Origin of the sequence: Flavobacterium sp. 270 (genome assembly GCF_004368785.1) — a bacterium.
Taxonomy (GTDB): Bacteria; Bacteroidota; Bacteroidia; order Flavobacteriales; family Flavobacteriaceae; genus Flavobacterium.
In genome coordinates this window covers 691,468-711,328 of the sequence record NZ_SODM01000003.1, presented here as the reverse complement: position 1 = coordinate 711,328, position 19,861 = coordinate 691,468, and the positions used below count along the sequence as shown (strand labels likewise).

The 19,861-nt window shown below is 33.2% G+C and carries 14 protein-coding genes; 11 read left to right on the top strand and 3 right to left on the bottom strand.

Annotation, left to right across the window (positions count from 1 at the left end; all coding sequences use genetic code 11):
- The first annotated feature begins 390 nt into the window (after nucleotides 1-390).
- Nucleotides 391-1,482, top strand: coding sequence for an exopolyphosphatase (locus EV144_RS14570; protein WP_134149877.1), 1,092 nt, complete (start codon nucleotides 391-393; stop codon nucleotides 1,480-1,482).
- Between the two features lie 292 nt (nucleotides 1,483-1,774).
- Here the strand turns inward: EV144_RS14570 and EV144_RS14565 are convergent, their stop codons facing one another.
- Together EV144_RS14565 and EV144_RS14560 are read right to left on the bottom strand one after the other, a co-directional pair.
- Nucleotides 1,775-2,464 carry an SIMPL domain-containing protein gene (locus EV144_RS14565; protein WP_134149876.1) on the bottom strand — a complete coding sequence of 230 codons (690 nt, stop codon included), beginning with the start codon at nucleotides 2,462-2,464 and terminating at the stop codon, nucleotides 1,775-1,777.
- A gap of 52 nt (nucleotides 2,465-2,516) precedes the next feature.
- Nucleotides 2,517-3,155 (bottom strand): rhomboid family intramembrane serine protease, encoded by a 639-nt coding sequence (locus EV144_RS14560; protein WP_134149875.1) that lies wholly within the window; start codon nucleotides 3,153-3,155, stop codon nucleotides 2,517-2,519.
- 111 nt (nucleotides 3,156-3,266) lie between these two features.
- Between EV144_RS14560 and EV144_RS14555 the strand changes: the two genes are divergently transcribed.
- Both EV144_RS14555 and EV144_RS14550 read left to right on the top strand, forming a co-directional pair.
- Nucleotides 3,267-4,139: a lysophospholipid acyltransferase family protein gene (locus EV144_RS14555; RefSeq protein WP_134149874.1), complete on the top strand. Its 873-nt coding sequence runs from the start codon at nucleotides 3,267-3,269 to the stop codon at nucleotides 4,137-4,139.
- Between the two features lie 193 nt (nucleotides 4,140-4,332).
- Entirely contained in the window at nucleotides 4,333-5,817 is a 1,485-nt protein-coding gene (locus EV144_RS14550) for a glycosyl hydrolase (protein WP_134149873.1), read from the top strand.
- Nucleotides 5,818-5,881: 64 nt separating this feature from the next.
- Here EV144_RS14550 and glmM read toward each other — a convergent pair whose 3' ends face one another.
- Entirely contained in the window at nucleotides 5,882-7,270 is a 1,389-nt protein-coding gene (gene glmM / locus EV144_RS14545; protein ID WP_134149872.1) for a phosphoglucosamine mutase, read from the bottom strand.
- A gap of 260 nt (nucleotides 7,271-7,530) precedes the next feature.
- On the opposite strand from glmM, the gene EV144_RS14540 reads away from it, so the two are divergent.
- From EV144_RS14540 to EV144_RS14505, 8 genes are all read left to right on the top strand, one after another.
- Nucleotides 7,531-8,115, top strand: a complete 585-nt coding sequence (locus tag EV144_RS14540; RefSeq protein ID WP_134149871.1) for an ACP phosphodiesterase — start codon at nucleotides 7,531-7,533, stop codon at nucleotides 8,113-8,115.
- Between the two features lie 36 nt (nucleotides 8,116-8,151).
- Nucleotides 8,152-9,834 (top strand): gamma-glutamyltransferase, encoded by a 1,683-nt coding sequence (ggt, locus tag EV144_RS14535; RefSeq protein WP_134149870.1) that lies wholly within the window; start codon nucleotides 8,152-8,154, stop codon nucleotides 9,832-9,834.
- A 76-nt stretch (nucleotides 9,835-9,910) separates the two neighbouring features.
- On the top strand, nucleotides 9,911-11,695 hold the full coding sequence (locus EV144_RS14530; protein ID WP_134149869.1) for a chloride channel protein: 1,785 nt from the start codon (nucleotides 9,911-9,913) through the stop codon (nucleotides 11,693-11,695).
- Nucleotides 11,696-11,740: 45 nt separating this feature from the next.
- Entirely contained in the window at nucleotides 11,741-12,256 is a 516-nt protein-coding gene (locus EV144_RS14525) for a GNAT family N-acetyltransferase (protein ID WP_134149868.1), read from the top strand.
- A gap of 87 nt (nucleotides 12,257-12,343) precedes the next feature.
- On the top strand, nucleotides 12,344-15,175 hold the full coding sequence (gene uvrA / locus EV144_RS14520; RefSeq protein ID WP_134149867.1) for an excinuclease ABC subunit UvrA: 2,832 nt from the start codon (nucleotides 12,344-12,346) through the stop codon (nucleotides 15,173-15,175).
- Nucleotides 15,176-15,444: 269 nt separating this feature from the next.
- Complete coding sequence (locus EV144_RS14515; protein ID WP_134149969.1) at nucleotides 15,445-15,804, top strand: cupin domain-containing protein; 360 nt, start codon at nucleotides 15,445-15,447, stop codon at nucleotides 15,802-15,804.
- A 174-nt stretch (nucleotides 15,805-15,978) separates the two neighbouring features.
- Entirely contained in the window at nucleotides 15,979-16,707 is a 729-nt protein-coding gene (locus EV144_RS14510) for a TIGR00730 family Rossman fold protein (protein WP_134149866.1), read from the top strand.
- Between the two features lie 303 nt (nucleotides 16,708-17,010).
- Nucleotides 17,011-19,761: an aminopeptidase gene (locus EV144_RS14505; protein WP_134149865.1), complete on the top strand. Its 2,751-nt coding sequence runs from the start codon at nucleotides 17,011-17,013 to the stop codon at nucleotides 19,759-19,761.
- Nucleotides 19,762-19,861 lie beyond the last annotated feature (100 nt).

Genomic DNA, 19,861 nt, shown 5'->3' with positions numbered 1-19,861 from the left:
TTAAAAAATTTAAACGCAAAATTTTAAACGTTTTTTTTATAAAAAAATGTTAATTCTAATTCCTTCAAATATTTTAAATAACTTAAAATAAGACATTTAAAGATTTCTGCTGTTTTTAACTTATGTAAGATTTTTTTTAAGCTAAAAGGATTTAGTAAAAATATTAAGCTTTGTAAAACGTATTATTTAAAAGTAAACATTTGATTAAATATTGTATTTTCTTTAATAACAGCGTCTAAATCAGTAAATGTTTTCATAAATTTGCGGTTTTTTAATTAAACACTTTTTAATTCGCAATATTTGAGATCTATCATTAGTATTGTTGCTTTAAAATTTGAAAAATAAACACAAATACATTTAATAATACCACAACAATCATAATTAAATCCAATGCTTAAAAAAAACAAATTTCAAATTCTAATTCTTCTTCTAAGTTTATTTTTTTCCATTAATTCATTCTCTCAAAAAAATCTTTATGGCGGAATTGAAATCGGCCGAAGAGCAATAAAAATTTCTGTTCTGGAGGTAGATAATATCAGAAAAGCAGATTACAAGATTATCTCTTTTGCTACTGACAGACTTAATTTTGCCGAACACATTGCGACAACTGGAGAACTTCCTGAAGAAGACATCAACAAAATTAGCGCTACAGTTGTCGATCAACTGAAGAAACTAAGAGAGGAATATAAAATCCGTGAAGAAAACATTTTTATCGTTGCTGCTCCTGTTTTTGCATCTGCCCGCAATGTTGAAGTTTTAAAGACTAAAATTACTTCAATTGCAAATAAAAAATTGGACGTATTGAATGTTGATGAAGAAGCTAAAGTATTAGTTAAAGGTGCTATCCCTCCTGTTGATTACGCTAACGCTCTTTTACTTGATATTGGTGCTCAAACTACTAAAGGCGGTTATATTGATGAACTTGATGATAACAAATTAGAGTTCATTCCTTTAGAACTTGATTTCGGTACAATGACACTTACGGATGCCGTTAAAAAAACGGTAGTAAATCCAAATCAAGCTAACGATCTTTCTACATACCAGGAAAAATCTTTTGATTACAATCCAATTCTACGCAAAAAGATAAAAGAAATGCTTGACGCAAATCCTCTTATCGAAAAGAAAGAAAAAATGTATTTGTCAGGTGGCGCAGTTTGGGCTTTTGCAACTTTATATTATAATGAAAATGTTAAAGAGCATTTTGTTGCTCTAAACATGGAAGACGTTATGAATTATGATGCAATCTTAAAGAACAATTTCGTTAAATTCAGCAACCTTGCTAAAACGAATAAAGAAGCTGCGAGAGTTTTAAGTACATACGACCAAAAATATCTTATTTCTGCAAATAATATATTAGTAGGGATATTAGAAAGTATTCCGAATTTAGCAACAAAGAAAATTTACTTTGTAAAAGAAGGACAAGTTACATGGTTGATCTCTTACATTGCAGATCGTTCTAAAAAAGTAAATACTAATTTTTAAGATTTAAATTCCAAATTTTAAAAATTCCAAATTCCAATACGGGATATTTTTAACCGCAAGGCACGCTAAGATTACGCAATGTTCGCAAAGTTTTTAATCTCGCAAAGACGCAGAGTCGCAAAGAATATAAAAACTTTGCGACTCTGCGTCTTTGCGAGCAATCACAACCCAGCAAAAAAAAACTCTTAGCGAACATTGCGTAATCTTACGGTTAAATAAGTATCAAAAAAAAAATCCAAATCCCAGCAATAAATTGGGATTTGGATTTTTTTATATTGAAATTTTATAGCGTTTAATCTAAAACAAAACTCACACTTACATTCGCTGTGATTTCGATTTCTCCAATTGCCAAAGTTTCATTTGAAGCTCCTGCAGAATCCGCTGCCATAGATTTCATTGCTGCATACATTGGCTGTGGGTGATAAATTTGAGAGTTATCAGAAATTGTAAATGCCTTACCAACTTTCTGTCCTAAAACAGATACATATTCTTCCGCTTTAGCTTTAGCATCTTTCATAGCTAATTTTCTAGCTTCAGATTGGTATTGCTCTAATTTAGAAGATTCAAAAGAAACTCTGTCTAAACGGTTAATTCCTTGTTGTACCAAACCTTCCATTAATTCGTCGTATTTAGACAAATCTTTCATTACAATTTCTACAGTTTGTGTAGCATTATAACTGGTTTTCTTTTTCTCATAATCGTATTGTGGATTTAGAGAAACTTGTTTAGTTTTGAAATCTGCTGTAGGTACATTCATTTTTTTGATGAATTTTAAAACAGCGTCCATTTTTACGTCATTTTCTTTTTTAACGTCTTTAGCATTATTCCCTTTTGTTTCAACCGTAGCCGAAATACAAACCTGATCAGGCGCTACTTTTACTTTTCCTTCTCCGTTTACATTAATTAAAGGAATTTGTTTCATTTCTTGGCCGTAAGACATAGTCATAAACATGATTGTTAAAAATAATAGTAGTTTTTTCATTTTTGTTAAATTTTAATTATTCGATAAAAGCATTTCAAAAGTTGTGCCAGCCTTAAAGTTTCCCCAATTTTGCCATAACAAAAAGTATCAAAATCGGAATCGCCAATAAAATAACCATCAACGTATGATCTACAAATAAAGAAGGTTCTTTTATCAAAGTAATCAAATAACCGCCTATAGCACCTCCAAAGTGTGCTGTGTGCCCAATATTATCATTTTTGGCTTTCATTCCGTAAATCGAATACAATAAATATAAAATTCCGAACAAATAAGCCGGCATCGGAATTACAAAGAAAACTCCAAGCATCATATTTGGCTCTAATAAAATAGCCGAATATAAAATTCCTGTCACAGCTCCAGACGCGCCTACAGCTCTATAACTATAATCGTCTTTATGAAAAAGCATGGTGAGTAAACTTCCAAAAATTAAACTTCCGATATAAATCAAAAGAAAAGAAATTGTTCCGAGCCATTCTATAACCACTGGCGCAAAGAACCAAAGCGTTAGCATATTAAAAAAGAAATGTCCCCAATCTGCATGCAAAAAACCAGAAGAAAACATTCTTATTTGTTGTCCGGAACGAATACTTCCTACATGAAATTCGTATTTTCTAAAAAAGGAAAGATCATTAAGACCCTGGTAAGTTACCAGTCCATTGGCTACTATTAAGCCAACTAAAATAACATTCATAAAAACGGTTTAAGTGAGTTGTAAATATAATCAATATCACAGATAAGTTAGTAAAAACCTAAAATATCACGCATTATTCATTTTTACTTTATATTTGTAAAAAAAATTTACATGCAGTTTCTTGTTTATATTTTAGCCTACCCTATTCTCTGGCTTATCTCTATACTTCCTTTTCGAATATTTTACTGGTTTTCAGATTTTGTATTCTTTCTGGTATATTATGTTTTGGGATACAGAAGAAAGGTCGTACGCGAAAATCTAGCTTTGGCTTTGCCTCATTTAAGTGACAACGAAAGAAAAGTTATCGAAAAAAAGTTTTATCAGCATATGTGCGATATGTTTTTAGAGATGATAAAAACTATGAGTATGTCTCCTGAAGAAATGGATAAAAGATTTGCGATTACCAATCTTGAAGTAATTCAGGAATACGAGAAAAGAGGCAGAAGTGCTGTTTTGGTAACTTCTCATTATGCAAGTTTTGAATGGATTCTTACCATTAATACCAAACTAAAATTTAAAGGAGTAGCCGTTTATAAAAAAATTGCCAATCCTTATTTTGATAAATTAGTTCGAAAAATTCGTTCTAAATACAATACAGAATTAGTAGAAACCAGAAAAACAATTCCGCTTATGGCACAAAACCAAAGAGACGGAGTTTTAAGTCTTTATGGTCTTGCGAGTGATCAGTCTCCAAAACTGGATCGAATTTTTCACTCAAGTACATTCATGGGAATTGAAGTTCCTGTACATACCGGATCTGAAATGCTGGCAAAGAAATACGATTTGAGTGTTATTTTCTTTAAAGTAAAAAAAATAAAACGCGGCTATTACGAAGCCAGTTTTATTCCGCTTGCAGATCATCCAAGAGAATATCCCGATTTTAAAATTACAGAAATGTATTTGCACGAGGTCGAAAAACAAATTCTTGAAGCTCCCGAATTTTATTTGTGGACGCATAAAAGATGGAAACACCGAGTTAATTAATAAAAGTAAGTCTGAAAAACAATAATTGTTCTTCAGACTTTTTTCTTTTTAACTCAAATACTATAAGATTACTTTAGAATTCTGAAAACATTTGATGTGTTTTTGTAATGATTTTTTTAACCAGATAAAGGACGAAACAACCTAAATTTGAAGCGCCCTTATAATCTAAAACAAAACCTAAAAATCATTAAACATGATCAAAAAATTATCGTATACTCTTTTATTATTATTTACCATTTCTATTATTTCTGCTCAGAGTCCAAAACGTGGTATTGCTTACGGATATCATTCTAAAGCCGATATGCTGGCCTTAAAACCGGGAGTTTCCTGGTGGTACAATTGGTCTCCAGAACCCGATACTGACCTAAGAGCAGATTATGAATCATTGGGAGTTGAATTCGTACCAATGGCTTGGGGAAAAATTAATGATGCTGATGTTCAGAATTTTATAGCTAAAATAAAACCGGGAGCTAAATATTTATTAGCTTTTAATGAACCTAATTTTACTGACGGATCAAGATTAACGCCACAAGAAGCCGTAAATGCCTGGGTTAATGTTGAAAAAATTGCTGCTGCAAAAAACCTTGAAATTGTAAGTGCATCACCAGCCTATAATGGCCCGAATAATTATGGTGGTTACAGCGATCCTGTTGCCTGGCACACTGAATTTTTTCGTCTTTGCCCGACTTGTAAAGTAGATTACATTTCGTTTCATACTTACGATAGTTCTGCAGGTTCTGTAATTGGTGTAACCGGACTTCTTAAAAAATTCAATCGCCCGGTTTGGGTAACCGAATTTGCAAACCGAGTAATTCAATCTGCTGCTGATAAAACAGCTTTTATGACCGATATCATTACAAATTTTGAAAATGATCCAGATATTTATCGTTATTCTTGGTTTACAGGAAGAGTTGATCCTACCTGGACGGATATGCTCGAAGGACAATTACTAAGCTCTCAAAGCGGTGTTTTAAAACCTATCGGAACAGCATACATCAACAATACTTATACAACTAAAAAAATGAATGTTCCGGGCAGAATTACTGCCAATAAACATTATCGCAGAAAAGGAACCGGATTACAAACCACTACAGATTCTAATACGGGACAAAATGTTTCTCTGATAAATGCTGGCGATTGGAACGAATTTATGCTGAATGTTGCTGATGCCGGAACTTATAATCTGACTTTTAGAGTTGCTTCGGCAACAATTGCAGGAAAATTTGATATTAGTGTAAATGGCGTAAAAGTAAAAACTGACGAAACTTTTGCAGCAACGGGAGGCGCGCAGACTTATGTTGACAAAGTTGTAAATGGTGTTGCTTTACCAAAAGGAGAAGTATATCTTAAAGTTCATTTTAAATCTGAGGATATGAACTTTAATTATATCGATGCAGCTGTAGCCAACTTAGGCGTTAATGATCCGGAATTAGAAAAAGATGCTATTTCGGTTTATCCAAATCCTGTAAAAAATCAATCGGTTCTTCATGTAAAGTCAGCATTTACAGAACCTCTTACGGTAAAGATTTTTGATATGAAAGGAACTTTGTGTTTCTCTTCTAATGCTTATTCTACAAATGAAGATATTAAAATAACTGACAAACTTTCTAAAGGTGTTTATATTGTGAATGCTTCATACGGCAAGATTAAGAAGTCAATCAAAATTATAAAAGACTAAAAACTCAGTCAAAAAAAAACTCTTTCAATAATGAAAGAGTTTTTTTTTGAACTTTATAAGAAAATTAAATTCCCGCAATAGCTTTAATTTCATCTATAATTCGAAGCGCCAAAACATCTGCTTTTTCCTGAGAAGGAGCTTCTGTATAAATACGAATAATTGGTTCTGTGTTTGATTTTCTTAAATGAACCCATTCTGTGGCAAAATCAATTTTTACACCATCAATTGTCGTAATATCTTCGTTTTTGTATTTCTCTGTCATAGCAACCAAAATCGCATCAACATCAATTTGCGGTGTTAATTCGATTTTATTTTTGCTCATATAATATTCCGGATAAGAAGCACGCAATGCCGAAACCGACATTTTTTTATTCGCTAAATGCGTTAAAAACAAAGCCACTCCAACCAAACTATCACGCCCGTAATGAGATTCTGGATAGATAATTCCTCCGTTTCCTTCGCCGCCAATTATAGCGTTATTTTTTTTCATCAATTCTACAACGTTCACCTCGCCTACTGCGCTCGCTTCGTAGTTACCTTTGTGTCCAACCGTTACATCACGTAATGCACGAGAAGATGACATATTAGAAACTGTATTTCCCGGAGTTTTACTCAAAACATAATCAGCGCAAGCAACCAAAGTATATTCTTCTCCAAACATTTCTCCGTCTTCGCTAATAAAAGCCAAACGATCTACATCTGGATCAACCACAACACCTAAATGCGCTTTTTCTTTTACAACCAATTCAGAAATATCCGTAAGATGTTCTTTTAAAGGCTCTGGATTATGAGGAAAATGTCCGTTTGGTTCGCAGTATAATTTTACCACTTCAACGCCCATTAATTCTAATAATTTCGGAATAATAATTCCACCAGAAGAATTTACGCCATCAACAACCACTTTAAATTTAGCCGCTTTTACAGCTTCAACATCAACCAAAGGTAAATTTAAAACCTCGTCGATGTGAATATCCATATAAGCGTCATTTACCGTGATTTCTCCTAAATTATCAACATCAGAAAAATCAAAAGCTTCTGCTTCTGCAATTTCAAGGATTTTTGCTCCTTCATCACCGCTAAGAAATTCTCCTTTAGCATTTAATAATTTTAAAGCATTCCATTGTTTTGGATTATGAGAAGCAGTTAAGATAATGCCTCCGTCTGCTTTTTCTAAAGGTACAGCAACTTCTACAGTTGGCGTAGTAGAAAGTCCAAGATCAATTACATTAATTCCTAAACCAATTAAAGTATTTACAACAAGATTGTGAATCATCGGCCCAGAAATTCTGGCATCGCGACCAATTACAACCGTTAATTTATCTTTTGAAGTATTATTTTTAAGGAAAGTTCCGTAAGCCGATGCAAATTTTACCGCATCTACAGGAGTTAGGTTATCTCCAACTTTTCCACCGATAGTCCCGCGGATCCCTGAAATAGATTTTATTAATGTCATTTCTGTGAGTTATGGTTATTTTATTACAAATATAGAAAAGTTGCTAAGATTCTTAGGTGCTAAGGGGCTAAGATTTTTAAAAGAAGATTCTAAGATGCTGAGTTGCTAAGATTTTGAACTTAGAAACTGCTGCCATTCTTAGAAGCTTAGTAACTTAGAACCTTAGTCCCTTAGACGATTAAAAAAGTTTTCATACTTTTACTAAAATAACTTAGAACCTTAGCAACTCAGCACCTAAGAATCTTAGCAACTTTAAAAAAATGAACTTCCTAGCCCACATATATCTTTCTGGCGAAAATGATTTGATTAAAATTGGCAATTTTATGGCCGATGGTATTCGTGGAAAACAATTTGAGCATTTCCCCGAAGATGTACAAAAAGGAATTCTCCTGCACCGTTTTATAGACACTTACACCGATTCTCATGATATTTTCAGGCAGAGTACAAAACGACTGCACGAAAAATACCATCATTATGCCGGCGTGATTGTAGATATTTTATACGATCATTTTTTAGCCAAAAACTGGAGCAATTATTCTGATGAAAAACTCGAAAGTTTCATCAATAGGTTCTATAGCTCATTGCATGAAAACTATGAAATTCTTAGCGAAAAAACTCAGGATTTAATGCCGTATATGATTCAGAGAAACTGGCTTTTAAGTTATCGAACCGTCGAGGGAATTCACAACATTTTGACACAAATGGACCGAAGGTCAAAAAACACTTCTAAAATGCAGTTTGCAAGCGAAGAATTAAAAGAATTCTACGCTGAATTTGAAGAAGAATTTACACTCTTTTTTGAAGACATTCAAAAGCAGGCAAAACAAAAATTACTTTCCTTATAAAATCAACAGATTTTATAAATACTAATACTTTCTGTTATGAAAAAAATTACCCTTTTACTTTGTTTTATCTCAGCTTATGGCTTTTCACAGCAAACTGCAAATCCAACCGGATTGGTCGTTACAAAAGCTATGGTGGTTTCGGCACGCGAAGAAGCGTCAAAAATTGGTGCCGATATTATGAAAAAAGGCGGTAATGCATTTGATGCTATGGTGGGTACAGAATTGGCTTTGGCTGTAGCTTTTCCGTTTGCCGGAAACATTGGCGGAGGCGGTTTTATGGTTTACCGAAAAGCAAATGGCGAAGTCGGCTCTCTGGACTATCGCGAAAAAGCGCCACTGGCAGCAACAAAAGATATGTTTCTGGATAAAGACGGAAATGTTATTAAAGGGAAAAGTACCGAAACAGCGCTCGCAATTGGAGTTCCCGGAACTATTGCAGGTGTTTTTGCAGTCCATAAAAAATTTGGAACAATGCCAATGTCCGAAATTTTAAAACCTGTAATTGCCCTAGCAGAAAGAGGTGTTATTGTAACTCAAAAACAAGAAAAAAGTTTAAATGCTTATCACGAAAGTCTTCTAAAAATAAACGGTACAGCTTCTCTTGCATCACAAAACTTCAAAGAAAATGATACTATAAAATATCCTGCTTTGGCCAAAACGCTGAAAAGAATTCAGAAAAATGGCAGAAATGAATTTTACAAAGGAGAAACTGCCAAAATTCTGGTAGATTATCTTCAGAAAAAAGGAGGAATTATTACGCTTCAGGATTTAGCAAAATACGAAGCAAAGTGGAGAACTCCATTGCAGTTTACTTATAAAGATTTAAAAATCACTTCGATGTCGCCGCCAAGCAGCGGCGGTATTTGTCTGGCACAAATCTTAAAAATGATCGAACCTTATGATTTATCAAAACTCGGACATAATGCCGCAGAATCTATTCAGATAATTGTAGAAGCAGAAAGAAGAGCTTACGCCGACAGAAGTTACTTTTTGGGCGATCCCGATTTTGTAAAAATTCCATTAAAAGCGTTATTAGCCGAAACCTATTTAAAAGATAGAATGGCTTCTTTTAATCCTGAAAAAGCCAGTTTATCATCCGAAATAAAAGAAGGAAAAGTTACGTATAACGAAAGTACCGAAACTACTCATTATTCTATTGTTGACCAATTTGGAAATGCTGTTGCTGCAACTACAACCTTAAATGACGGTTATGGTTCTAAATATTATTGTGATGATTTAGGTTTCTTTTTGAATAATGAAATGGATGATTTTAGCGCCAAACCTGGTTCGCCAAATATGTTTGGTTTAGTGGGTAATGAAGCCAACAGTATTGCACCGCAAAAAAGAATGTTGAGTTCTATGACACCAACAATTGTAGAGAAAAACGGAAAACTTTTTATGGTTGTAGGAACTCCGGGCGGTTCAACTATTATCACGTCTGTTTTGCAAACCATTTTAAATGTTTACGAATACAATTTAAGCATGCAGGAAGCCGTAAATGCACCGCGTTTTCATCATCAATGGCTTCCGGATCTTATCACTTTTGAACCTGATACTTTTGATGTTAAAACGATCGAAAAATTAAAAGCAAAAAATTATCTAATCAACGAAAAAGCAACCCCAATTATTGGTAAAGTGGATGCGATTTTAGTACTTCCGAATAAAAATCTTGAAGGCGGTGCGGACTTTAGAGGCGACGATAAAGCGGTAGGTTTTTAATTGAATTGTCGGTTTTAGTTTTTTTTTACGAGATTATAACCTAATTTTGTAAGAAACGATAATTTATTAAAACAGAATGCTAAAAAAATATTTCAGAAGACTAGAAAGCATCATTGCTTTGGCGCAATCCCTAATGACTCCAAAGCAATTTATTTTTTTATCAAGCGTTTTAATTGGTATTTCGTGCTCACTTGCTGTAATTATACTTAAAACATTCGCACACAGCGTTTTCTCGTTTGCAACTTACATAAACGGAATTCTAAAATTAAGTTTTATTAATAGTATCCTGCCAATTATTGGTATTCTATTAACTGTTTTTGTTATCAAAAGAGTTTTAAACGGTAAAATCGAAAAAGGTACTTCTCAAATTTTATATGCCGTTGCAAAAAAGGCTAGTATCATCCCTAAAAAACAGATGTACGCTCAGATCATTACGAGTTCCTTAACTGTTGGTTTAGGAGGTTCTGCAGGTCTTGAAAGCCCAATTGTTATAACCGGTGCAGCATTCGGGTCTAATTTTGCTCAAAATTATAAATTACAATATAAAGACAGAACCCTGCTTATTGGCTGTGGTGTTGCTGCCGGAATATCGGCCGCGTTTAATGCGCCCATTGCCGGAGTTCTTTTTGCTATCGAAGTTTTATTGGTAGATGTCAGCATTTCTGCCTTTACACCAATTATGATTTCTGCCGCAACTGGTGCTTTGGTTTCTGCTATCGTTTTGGACGAAACTATTCTTTTAAGCTTTAAAACACAACAGACATTTGATTATCATAATATTCCGTTTTATGTATTTTTAGGCGTTTTAACCGGACTTACAGCGATTTATTATTCACGAAACTTTCAAAGAGTAGAACATTATTTTTCTAAATTAGAAATTGGTCCTTATAAAAAAGCCTTTATTGGTTCTTCTTTATTAGCGATTTTAATTTTTATTTTCCCAACCTTATTTGGTGAGGGTTACGAAAGCATTAAAACCTTATCTGAAACAGATCCGGGAAAACTTTTAGACAATACTTTATTTGCTGATTTTAGAAATAACAATTGGGTTTTACTGCTTTTTATAGGAGCAACCATGATGGTAAAAGTATTTGCTTCTGCCCTTACCTTGGGAAGTGGAGGAAATGGAGGAAACTTCGCCCCTTCTCTATTCCTGGGGTCTTATTTAGGCTATTTTTTCTCCAAATTTATAACTTTAATAGGCTTATCAAAATTGCCAATTGGAAACTTTACAATGGTTGGAATGGCAGGTATTCTGAGCGGATTATTTCACGCACCGCTTACAGCGATCTTCTTAATTGCAGAAATCACGGGTGGTTACGGATTAATGATTCCGCTAATGATTGTTTCTTCTATAAGTTTTGCCATTTCTAAGCGTTTTGAGAAATATTCGCTTGACGTAAAAGGACTTGCAAAAAAAGGACACGCTTTTACCAGTAATAAAGATTCTAATATTCTTTCTACCTTAGACATAGATTCTATCATTCAATGTGATTATTTAACGGTTCATCCCGATGAAAATCTGGGCAAACTTGTCGATCTGATTTCGCATTCAAATCAGGTTGTTTTTGCCGTAGTAGACCACGAAAAAGATCTGGTTGGAATTGTACACTTTAATGATATCAGAGAAATTATTTTTAATGCTTATCGGGTAAAATACACTTTAATTAAAGATGTCATGAAAATTCCTCAAGCTACAATTTCATCTTACGATAGCATGGAAATTGTAATGAGTAAATTTGAAAGAACAAAAACTGCATTTTTACCTGTTTTACGAAATGAAAAATATTACGGCATCATTTCTAAATCTATAGCACTTGAGGCTTATAGAACCAAACTGCGTTCTATGACAATCGAATAGTTTTATAAAACACTACATTTCAAAAAATCATACAATTAAATTACCATGGATCTAAATTTCAGAAAAGCCGTTTTAAATGAATCAAACTTAATTTGGGACATTTTAAGCCAAGCTATTTTACGCAGAAAAGAAGACGGAAGTCAGCAATGGCAAGACGGATATCCAAATCTTGATGTCGTAAAAAAAGACATAGAAAAAGGTGCAGGTTACGTATTAACCAATAAAGAAGAGATTATTGGCTATGCATCAATTGTTTTTAATGATGAGCCCGCTTACGAAAAATTAGACGGAAAATGGTTAACGAATGGTGATTTTGCAGTGCTGCACCGACTTGCAGTTTCTCCGGAATATTTAGGAAAAGGCCTGGCTAAAAAAATACTGCTTTATACAGAAGAATTGGCTTTGCAGAATGAAATTTACAGCATAAAAGTAGATACCAATTTTGATAATATTCCAATGCTGAAAATTTTTGAGAAGTTAGATTATGTTTACTGTGGAGAAGTAGAATTTAGAGGTGGAAAACGAAAAGCTTTTGAGAAAACGCTGTCAAAAAACGCCTAAAATTGTTACAATTTTTAACATAAACTTCTCTACTCTAGTACTAAAAGAACAAATCAAAGTGGTAACTTTGCGTTTTGCTCAAAATTTATGCTAGATAAAGACAATACTATTGAAGTTCTTGGCGCAAGAGTTCATAATCTGAAAAATATAGACATCTCAATTCCGAGGGAAAAACTGGTTGTAATTACCGGTTTATCAGGCTCGGGAAAATCCTCTTTGGCTTTCGACACCATTTATGCCGAAGGACAACGTCGTTACGTAGAAACCTTTTCTGCGTATGCAAGACAGTTTCTTGGCGGTTTAGAACGTCCGGATGTAGATAAAATCGACGGACTTTCTCCTGTAATTGCGATCGAACAAAAAACGACCAGTAAAAGTCCGCGTTCAACGGTTGGAACTATTACAGAAATTTACGATTTCTTAAGGCTTCTTTACGCTCGTGGCGCAGACGCTTACAGTTATAATACTGGCGAAAAAATGGTTTCCTATTCTGATGATCAGATTAAAGATTTGATTATGCAGGATTTTAAAGGAAAACGAATTAATATTCTTGCTCCCGTAATTAAAGCCAGAAAAGGGCATTATGCCGAATTATTTCAACAAATTACTAAACAAGGATTTCTTAAAGTCCGTGTAAATGGTGAAGTTCAGGATTTAGTTTCGGGAATGAAATTAGACCGTTACAAAACACACGACATCGAAATCGTTGTTGACAGAATGTTGATTGAAGATACTGCCGACAATCAAAAAAGATTGGCCGAAAGCATCAATACAGCGATGCATCATGGCGAAGATGTTTTGATGGTTTTAGATCAGGATTCTAATGAAGTACGTTATTTCAGTAGAAATTTGATGTGTCCTTCAACCGGAATTTCGTACCAAAATCCAGAGCCGAATTTATTTTCTTTCAACTCTCCAAAAGGAGCTTGTCCGCATTGTAATGGATTAGGAACAGTTCATGAAATCAATGTGAAAAAGATTATTCCGAATCCAAAATTATCCATTAAAGCGGGTGGTTTTGCGCCTCTTGGCGAATACAAATCTTCATGGATTTTTAAGCAATTAGAAGTAATTGGCGAGAAATTCGGATTTAAAATTACAGATCCAATTGAGAAAATTCCGGAAGAAGCAATGAATATGATTCTTCACGGCGGAAAAGATAAATTTACCGTAAACTCAAAAGATCTTGGCGTTACGCGCGATTATAAAATTGATTTTGAAGGAATATCTCATTTTATTAAAAATCAATATGATGAAAGTGCATCAACAACTATAAAACGATGGGCAAAAGATTTTATGGACGAAGTAAATTGTCCGGTTTGCGAAGGTTCTCGTCTTAAAAAAGAAGCTCAGTTTTTTAGAGTGAATGGAAAAAATATCACTGAATTGTGTGATATGGATATTTCTGATTTAACAGCTTGGTTTTTAGATTTAAACAATCATTTAACTGACAAACAACTTTTGATTGCTTCTGAAGTAGTTAAAGAAATTAAAGATAGATTGAACTTTTTAATGAATGTTGGTTTGAATTATTTGGCTTTAAGCCGAAGTTCAAAATCACTTTCGGGCGGAGAAGCACAGCGTATTCGCCTGGCAACTCAAATTGGTTCACAATTGGTTGGTGTTTTATATATTCTGGACGAACCAAGTATTGGTTTACACCAGAGAGATAATGAAAAGCTGATTCAGTCTTTAGAACAATTACGCGATATCGGGAACTCGGTTATTGTGGTAGAACACGACAAAGACATGATCGAAACCGCTGATTATGTAATTGATATTGGCCCAAAAGCTGGAAAATACGGTGGAGAAATCATCAGTATTGGAACTCCTGCAGAAACTTTAAAATCAGACACCATTACTGCTCAATATTTGAACGGTAAAATGAAATTAGAGATTCCGAAAAAGAGACGAAAAGGAAACGGTAAGTTTTTAAAACTTTCTGGAGCAACTGGAAATAACCTTAAAAATGTTACGATTGATTTGCCTTTAGGTCAATTAATTTGTGTTACGGGAGTTTCTGGAAGCGGGAAATCTACTTTGATTAATGAAACGCTATATCCGATTCTGAATGCTTATTATTTTAATGGCGTAAAAAAACCACAACCTTATAAAAAAATTGAAGGTTTAGAACATATTGACAAAGTAATTGATATTGACCAAAGTCCGATTGGTAGAACGCCACGTTCAAACCCTGCGACTTATACCGAAGTTTTTACTGAAATCAGAAATCTATTTACGATGACTTCTGAAAGTATGATTCGTGGTTACAAAGCAGGTCGTTTTAGTTTTAATGTAAAAGGCGGACGCTGCGAAACCTGCGAAGGTTCAGGAGTTAGAACTATCGAAATGAACTTTTTACCAGATGTTTATGTAGAATGCGAAACTTGTCAGGGGAAACGTTTTAACAGAGAAACTTTAGAAATCAGATACAAAGGAAAATCTATTTCTGATGTATTGAATATGACAGTTGATGAAGCGGTTCCGTTTTTTGAGAACATTCCGAAGATTTACAGAAAAGTAAAAACAATTCAGGATGTTGGTTTAGGTTACATTACGCTTGGACAACAAAGTACAACACTTTCCGGTGGTGAAGCGCAACGTATTAAACTGGCTGGGGAATTATCTAAAAAAGATACCGGAAATACATTTTATATTCTGGATGAACCCACAACAGGATTACACTTTGAAGACATTCGTGTTTTAATGGATGTAATCAATAAACTGGTCGACAAAGGAAACACAATCCTGGTTATCGAGCATAATATGGACGTTATTAAACTTGCGGATTACATTATCGATATTGGCCCAGAAGGCGGAAAAGGTGGCGGTGAACTTATCGCTAAAGGAACTCCGGAAGAAGTGGCTAAAAGTAAAAAAAGTTATACAGCTAAGTTTTTGAAGAAGGAATTAGAATAATATTCTTTTTTCAATAGAATTAATTCATATAAAAGCTTTGTCAAAGTTTAAAACTTTGACAAAGCTTTCGTCTTCTTTTATCCAATCCACTCAAAAAAGGCAAAAGAACTAACTCGTTGATAATTAAACTCAACCAAAATAAAACATCAAAAAAATGTTACATTTTAATTAATAAATGTAGATTTTCATAACAATTCTTAAAAAAAGCACTAATTTAGTACGCCCTTTTTGTCAAAGCTTTTGTTTTGAAAAAGGTTAAGATGAAATCTATGAATCTAAAAGAAAAATTCAGTAACGTAGAACAATATTTTTCGCCCAAAATAATTGATGAAGTAAACGATCAATATATTAAGGTTGCTAAAATAAAAGGTCAGGAAGTTCCGTGGCACAATCACGAAAATGAAGACGAATTATTTTATATTGTTGATGGAGAACTTTTGATGGAAATTGAAAATCAACCTTCATTTACAATGCAAAAAGGTGATTTATTTGTGGTAAAAAAAGGCATAAATCACAGGGTTTCATCGGTTGAAGAATGTTCTATAATGCTTATAGAATCTAAGACTACAGAACATACCGGAAAAGTAAAAAGTAATATTACCAAATCAATTGAAGAGCAAACGTATTAATAAGAAATTGTTCTTTTTATAAACCCAAATTTCAATTGAAAACTAATGCCCTAGCCTTGATAGGAACGGCATCCTTTTTTGATCGTTTTTTAACGAGGCTACAAAAGATATAGTCCCGATAGCTATCGGGAACAGGAACGAGCTCCTGAAAAATAAATTAATAATACGCAAAAAATGAGATTAGAAGATTTTGACAACGATGAGGATAAAGTAATCCAGGATCGTTTGAAACAAAAAACGTGGAATGAAATTAGAACAAATGACAGCTGGGCGATTTTTAAAATCATGGCTGAATTTGTAAACGGATATGAAAGCATGGGGCGTATTGGTCCGTGTGTGTCGATTTTTGGATCGGCAAGAACAAAACCAGAGGATAAATATTATTTACTGGCTGAAAAAATTGCTTTTAAAATTAGTAAAGCTGGTTATGGCGTAATCACAGGAGGTGGTCCCGGAATAATGGAAGCTGGTAATAAAGGGGCACATTTAGGAGGCGGAACTTCAGTTGGTCTTAATATCGAATTGCCTTTTGAACAGCATTTTAACCCTTATATCGATCACGATAAAAACCTTAATTTCGATTACTTCTTCGTGAGAAAAGTAATGTTTGTAAAATATTCTCAAGGTTTCGTAGTAATGCCGGGAGGTTTTGGAACCTTAGACGAGATGTTTGAAGCAATTACTTTGATCCAAACTAAAAAAATTGGAAAATTCCCAATTATATTAGTTGGTGTTGAATTCTGGTCTGGATTAATCGAATGGGTAAAAACGGTTTTGGTAGAAAAAATGCAAACTGTAAGCCCAGAAGATTTAAACTTATTTAAGATCGTAGACACTGAAGATGAAGTAGTTGAAGCTTTGGACAAATTCTACAAAAAATACGATTTGAGTCCGAATTTCTAAATATTTTTTAACCATATAAGTGATATAAGTTATTTAAGTTTTGAGCGTGTTAATGCTTTTAATATGAACTTATATGACTTATATGGTTTAAAAATACCGTAAAGTATTGCAAAAATTTAAAGCTGTTTTTTTAAACAGCTTTTTTTATACTATTTTTACAAAAATCCAAAATAATTATACGCTCGTAAATAGATATACAGCCTAAATAAATTCAAGCAGCTATTGAGATCTTTATATAAAATAATCTTATTCTTTTTTGTTTTATTCACTTCAGTAAAACAATATGCGCAACATCAGTCTAAGATGGAAGTAGCGGTAAATCTCGAACTCAAAACGCTAAATGTAAAACAGGATATTACTTTTTATAATACGTCTAATGATTCTTTAGATACTATTGTTCTAAATGACTGGAACAATGCTTTCTCTGATAAAAACACGCCGCTGGCAAAACGTTTTTCAGATGAGTTCTACAGAGGTTTTCATGTCGCAAAAGAAGAAGAAAGAGGCAGCACTACAATTTTAAATTTATCGGATAGCAATGAAATTCCTTTTGAATGGGAAAGACCAAGTAAAAACCCTGATTTTATTATTGTAAAACTTAAGCAAAAACTGGCTCCAAATGAAAAAATAGAGCTACATCTCGATTACATTTCTAAAATTCCAAGTGATAAATTTACGCATTACGGATTTGACCAAAATGGCGGAATGAATTTAAAAAACTGGTTTTTAAGCCCAGCCCGTTACGAAGATCATCAATTTACAAAATACAATAATTTTAATCTGGATGATATTGCAAATGCAGCTACAGATTATAAAATTGCAATTAAAATTCCCAACAATTATTCGATCGCTACAGATTTGAATTTAGCGGCAACAGACTTAACAAATCCGCAATGGTCTGTTTATTCATACTCTGGAGATAACCGAACTGACTTTAATATTGTTATTGAAAAACAAAATAATTTTGAAAGTTACACAAATGGCTCAATAGAAATCCTTTCTAATCTTAAAACCAAAAAACTGGATAATATTCAGAAAGCTATAATTATTAATCGTGTTGTAACTTTTGCGAGTGCTTTTATTGGAAAATATCCGCATGAAAAAATAACAATTTCTCAGGCAGATTATGACCGAAACCCGTTTTATGGCTTAAATCAACTGCCGTCTTTTATAAGTCCGTTTTCGGATGAATTTATTTTTGAAATTACTTTTCTAAAAACCTATCTGCATAATTATTTAAAAAACAGTCTGCGAATAGATCCAAGAAAAGACAGCTGGGTGCATGATGGGATTCAAATTTACACCATGATGAAATATATGGAGGAAAATCATCTGGATCAAAAAATGCTTGGAAGTCTTTCTAATATGAAAATATTTAAAAGCTATAATATTGCCAATCTTACTTTTAATGAGCAATATAGTTATTATTATATGCTGATGGCGAGAAAAAATCTGGACCAGCCTTTGGGAGATCCAAAAAACACTTTAATAAAATTTAACGAGCAGATAGCCAGTAAATATCGAGCAGGTTTAAGTTTGAGTTATTTAGATGATTATTTGAATCACGATATTGTTCCCGAAAGCATTCAGGAATTTTACGACTTAAATAAAAAACAGCAGGCTGACAGATCTGATTTTGAAAAAATTCTAACTAAAAAAAGTCCAAAAGACATCAATTGGTTTTTTAAAACTATTATAGATTCTCGTGATATTATAGATTACAAATTTTCGCATGTATCTCGAACAAAAGACAGTGTACAGTTTTCTATAAAAAACAAAACGGGTATTTATGCACCAATTCCTGTATATGGAATTAAAAAAAATGAAGTCGTTTTTAAAAATTGGATTGAACCTAAAAATACGGATACGGTTTACACTTTTGAAAGAAAAAATGCTGATAAAATAGTATTGAATTATGACAATGAAGTTCCAGAATACAATTTAAGAAATAATTGGAAATCACTAAAAAGTCTTGCGATTACAAACCGTCCTATCAAATTTAATTTCGCAAAAGATCTTGAAGATCCATACTATAACCAAATTTTATACATTCCTACTCTTACTTACAATTACTACGATGGTTTTACTCCGGGAATACGTTTTCACAACAAAACCATTTTAGATAAACCGTTTACATTTGATATTAATCCGGCGTATTCTATAAAAGCAGGAACACTTTCTGGTTCTTCTGCTTTTTCATTAAATCATTATTATAGAAACAGTACATTTTATAATGTACGATATTCTATCAGCCAAAATTATTATCATTATGCTCCAGACGCGACTTATTTAAGACTGAATCCAATGGTACAGTTAAGAATTAGGGAAGAAAATTTTAGAGACAACAGAAAACAGCTTATCCTTTTGCGTCAGGTAATTGTAAATCGCGAAGCCAGCCAATTTATTACAGATAACTCTAAACCTAATTATTCTGTTTTTAATGCACGTTATGTAAATACTAAAACAGAATTGGTAGATCATTTCAATTTTATGAGTGATGTACAGTTTTCCGGCGATTTTGGAAAAATATCCGGTGAAGTAGAATATCGAAGATTACTAGAAAACAATCATAAACTTAATTTGAGATTGTTTGCCGGAAGTTTTATTTATAATACAACAAATTCAGATTATTTTAGTTTTGGTTTAGACAGACCAACGGACTATTTATTTGATTATAACTTTTTGGGAAGATCTGAAAGTACAGGAATTTTTAGCCAGCAGTATGTGATTGCAGAAGGTGGTTTTAAGTCTAAAATTGAACCTAGATATGCCAATCAATGGATGGCAACTCTAAATGCCAGTTATGCTCTTTGGAATTGGGTTGAAGTGTATGGAGATCTTGGTTTTGTGAAAAATAAACATCTAAAATCTGATTTTGCTTATGACAGCGGTGTCCGATTAAATCTTGTTCCTGATTATTTTGAACTTTATTTTCCGGTGTATTCTAATAATGGCTGGGAAATTTCGCAGCCAAAATACAGTGAAAAAATTAGATTTGTGGTCACATTTGCGCCCCGAACATTAGTCACACTTTTCACCCGAAAATGGTTTTAATCAAACAAAAATTAAATAAAAACATACGAAATTATCAGTAAAATTAAATTTTACATAAAAATACATCAAAAAAAATACGTAGTTTTTTGATTTTAAATAC

What these genes read in the sequence shown, in the direction of transcription:
- EV144_RS14570 (WP_134149877.1), top strand. Translation starts at nt 391, where the DNA reads ATGCTTAAAAAAAACAAATTTCAAATTCTAATTCTTCTTCTAAGTTTA.
- EV144_RS14565 (WP_134149876.1), bottom strand. Translation starts at nt 2,464, where the DNA reads ATGAAAAAACTACTATTATTTTTAACAATCATGTTTATGACTATGTCT.
- EV144_RS14560 (WP_134149875.1), bottom strand. Translation starts at nt 3,155, where the DNA reads ATGAATGTTATTTTAGTTGGCTTAATAGTAGCCAATGGACTGGTAACT.
- EV144_RS14555 (WP_134149874.1), top strand. Translation starts at nt 3,267, where the DNA reads ATGCAGTTTCTTGTTTATATTTTAGCCTACCCTATTCTCTGGCTTATC.
- EV144_RS14550 (WP_134149873.1), top strand. Translation starts at nt 4,333, where the DNA reads ATGATCAAAAAATTATCGTATACTCTTTTATTATTATTTACCATTTCT.
- glmM (WP_134149872.1), bottom strand. Translation starts at nt 7,270, where the DNA reads ATGACATTAATAAAATCTATTTCAGGGATCCGCGGGACTATCGGTGGA.
- EV144_RS14540 (WP_134149871.1), top strand. Translation starts at nt 7,531, where the DNA reads ATGAACTTCCTAGCCCACATATATCTTTCTGGCGAAAATGATTTGATT.
- ggt (WP_134149870.1), top strand. Translation starts at nt 8,152, where the DNA reads ATGAAAAAAATTACCCTTTTACTTTGTTTTATCTCAGCTTATGGCTTT.
- EV144_RS14530 (WP_134149869.1), top strand. Translation starts at nt 9,911, where the DNA reads ATGCTAAAAAAATATTTCAGAAGACTAGAAAGCATCATTGCTTTGGCG.
- EV144_RS14525 (WP_134149868.1), top strand. Translation starts at nt 11,741, where the DNA reads ATGGATCTAAATTTCAGAAAAGCCGTTTTAAATGAATCAAACTTAATT.
- uvrA (WP_134149867.1), top strand. Translation starts at nt 12,344, where the DNA reads ATGCTAGATAAAGACAATACTATTGAAGTTCTTGGCGCAAGAGTTCAT.
- EV144_RS14515 (WP_134149969.1), top strand. Translation starts at nt 15,445, where the DNA reads ATGAATCTAAAAGAAAAATTCAGTAACGTAGAACAATATTTTTCGCCC.
- EV144_RS14510 (WP_134149866.1), top strand. Translation starts at nt 15,979, where the DNA reads ATGAGATTAGAAGATTTTGACAACGATGAGGATAAAGTAATCCAGGAT.
- EV144_RS14505 (WP_134149865.1), top strand. Translation starts at nt 17,011, where the DNA reads ATGGAAGTAGCGGTAAATCTCGAACTCAAAACGCTAAATGTAAAACAG.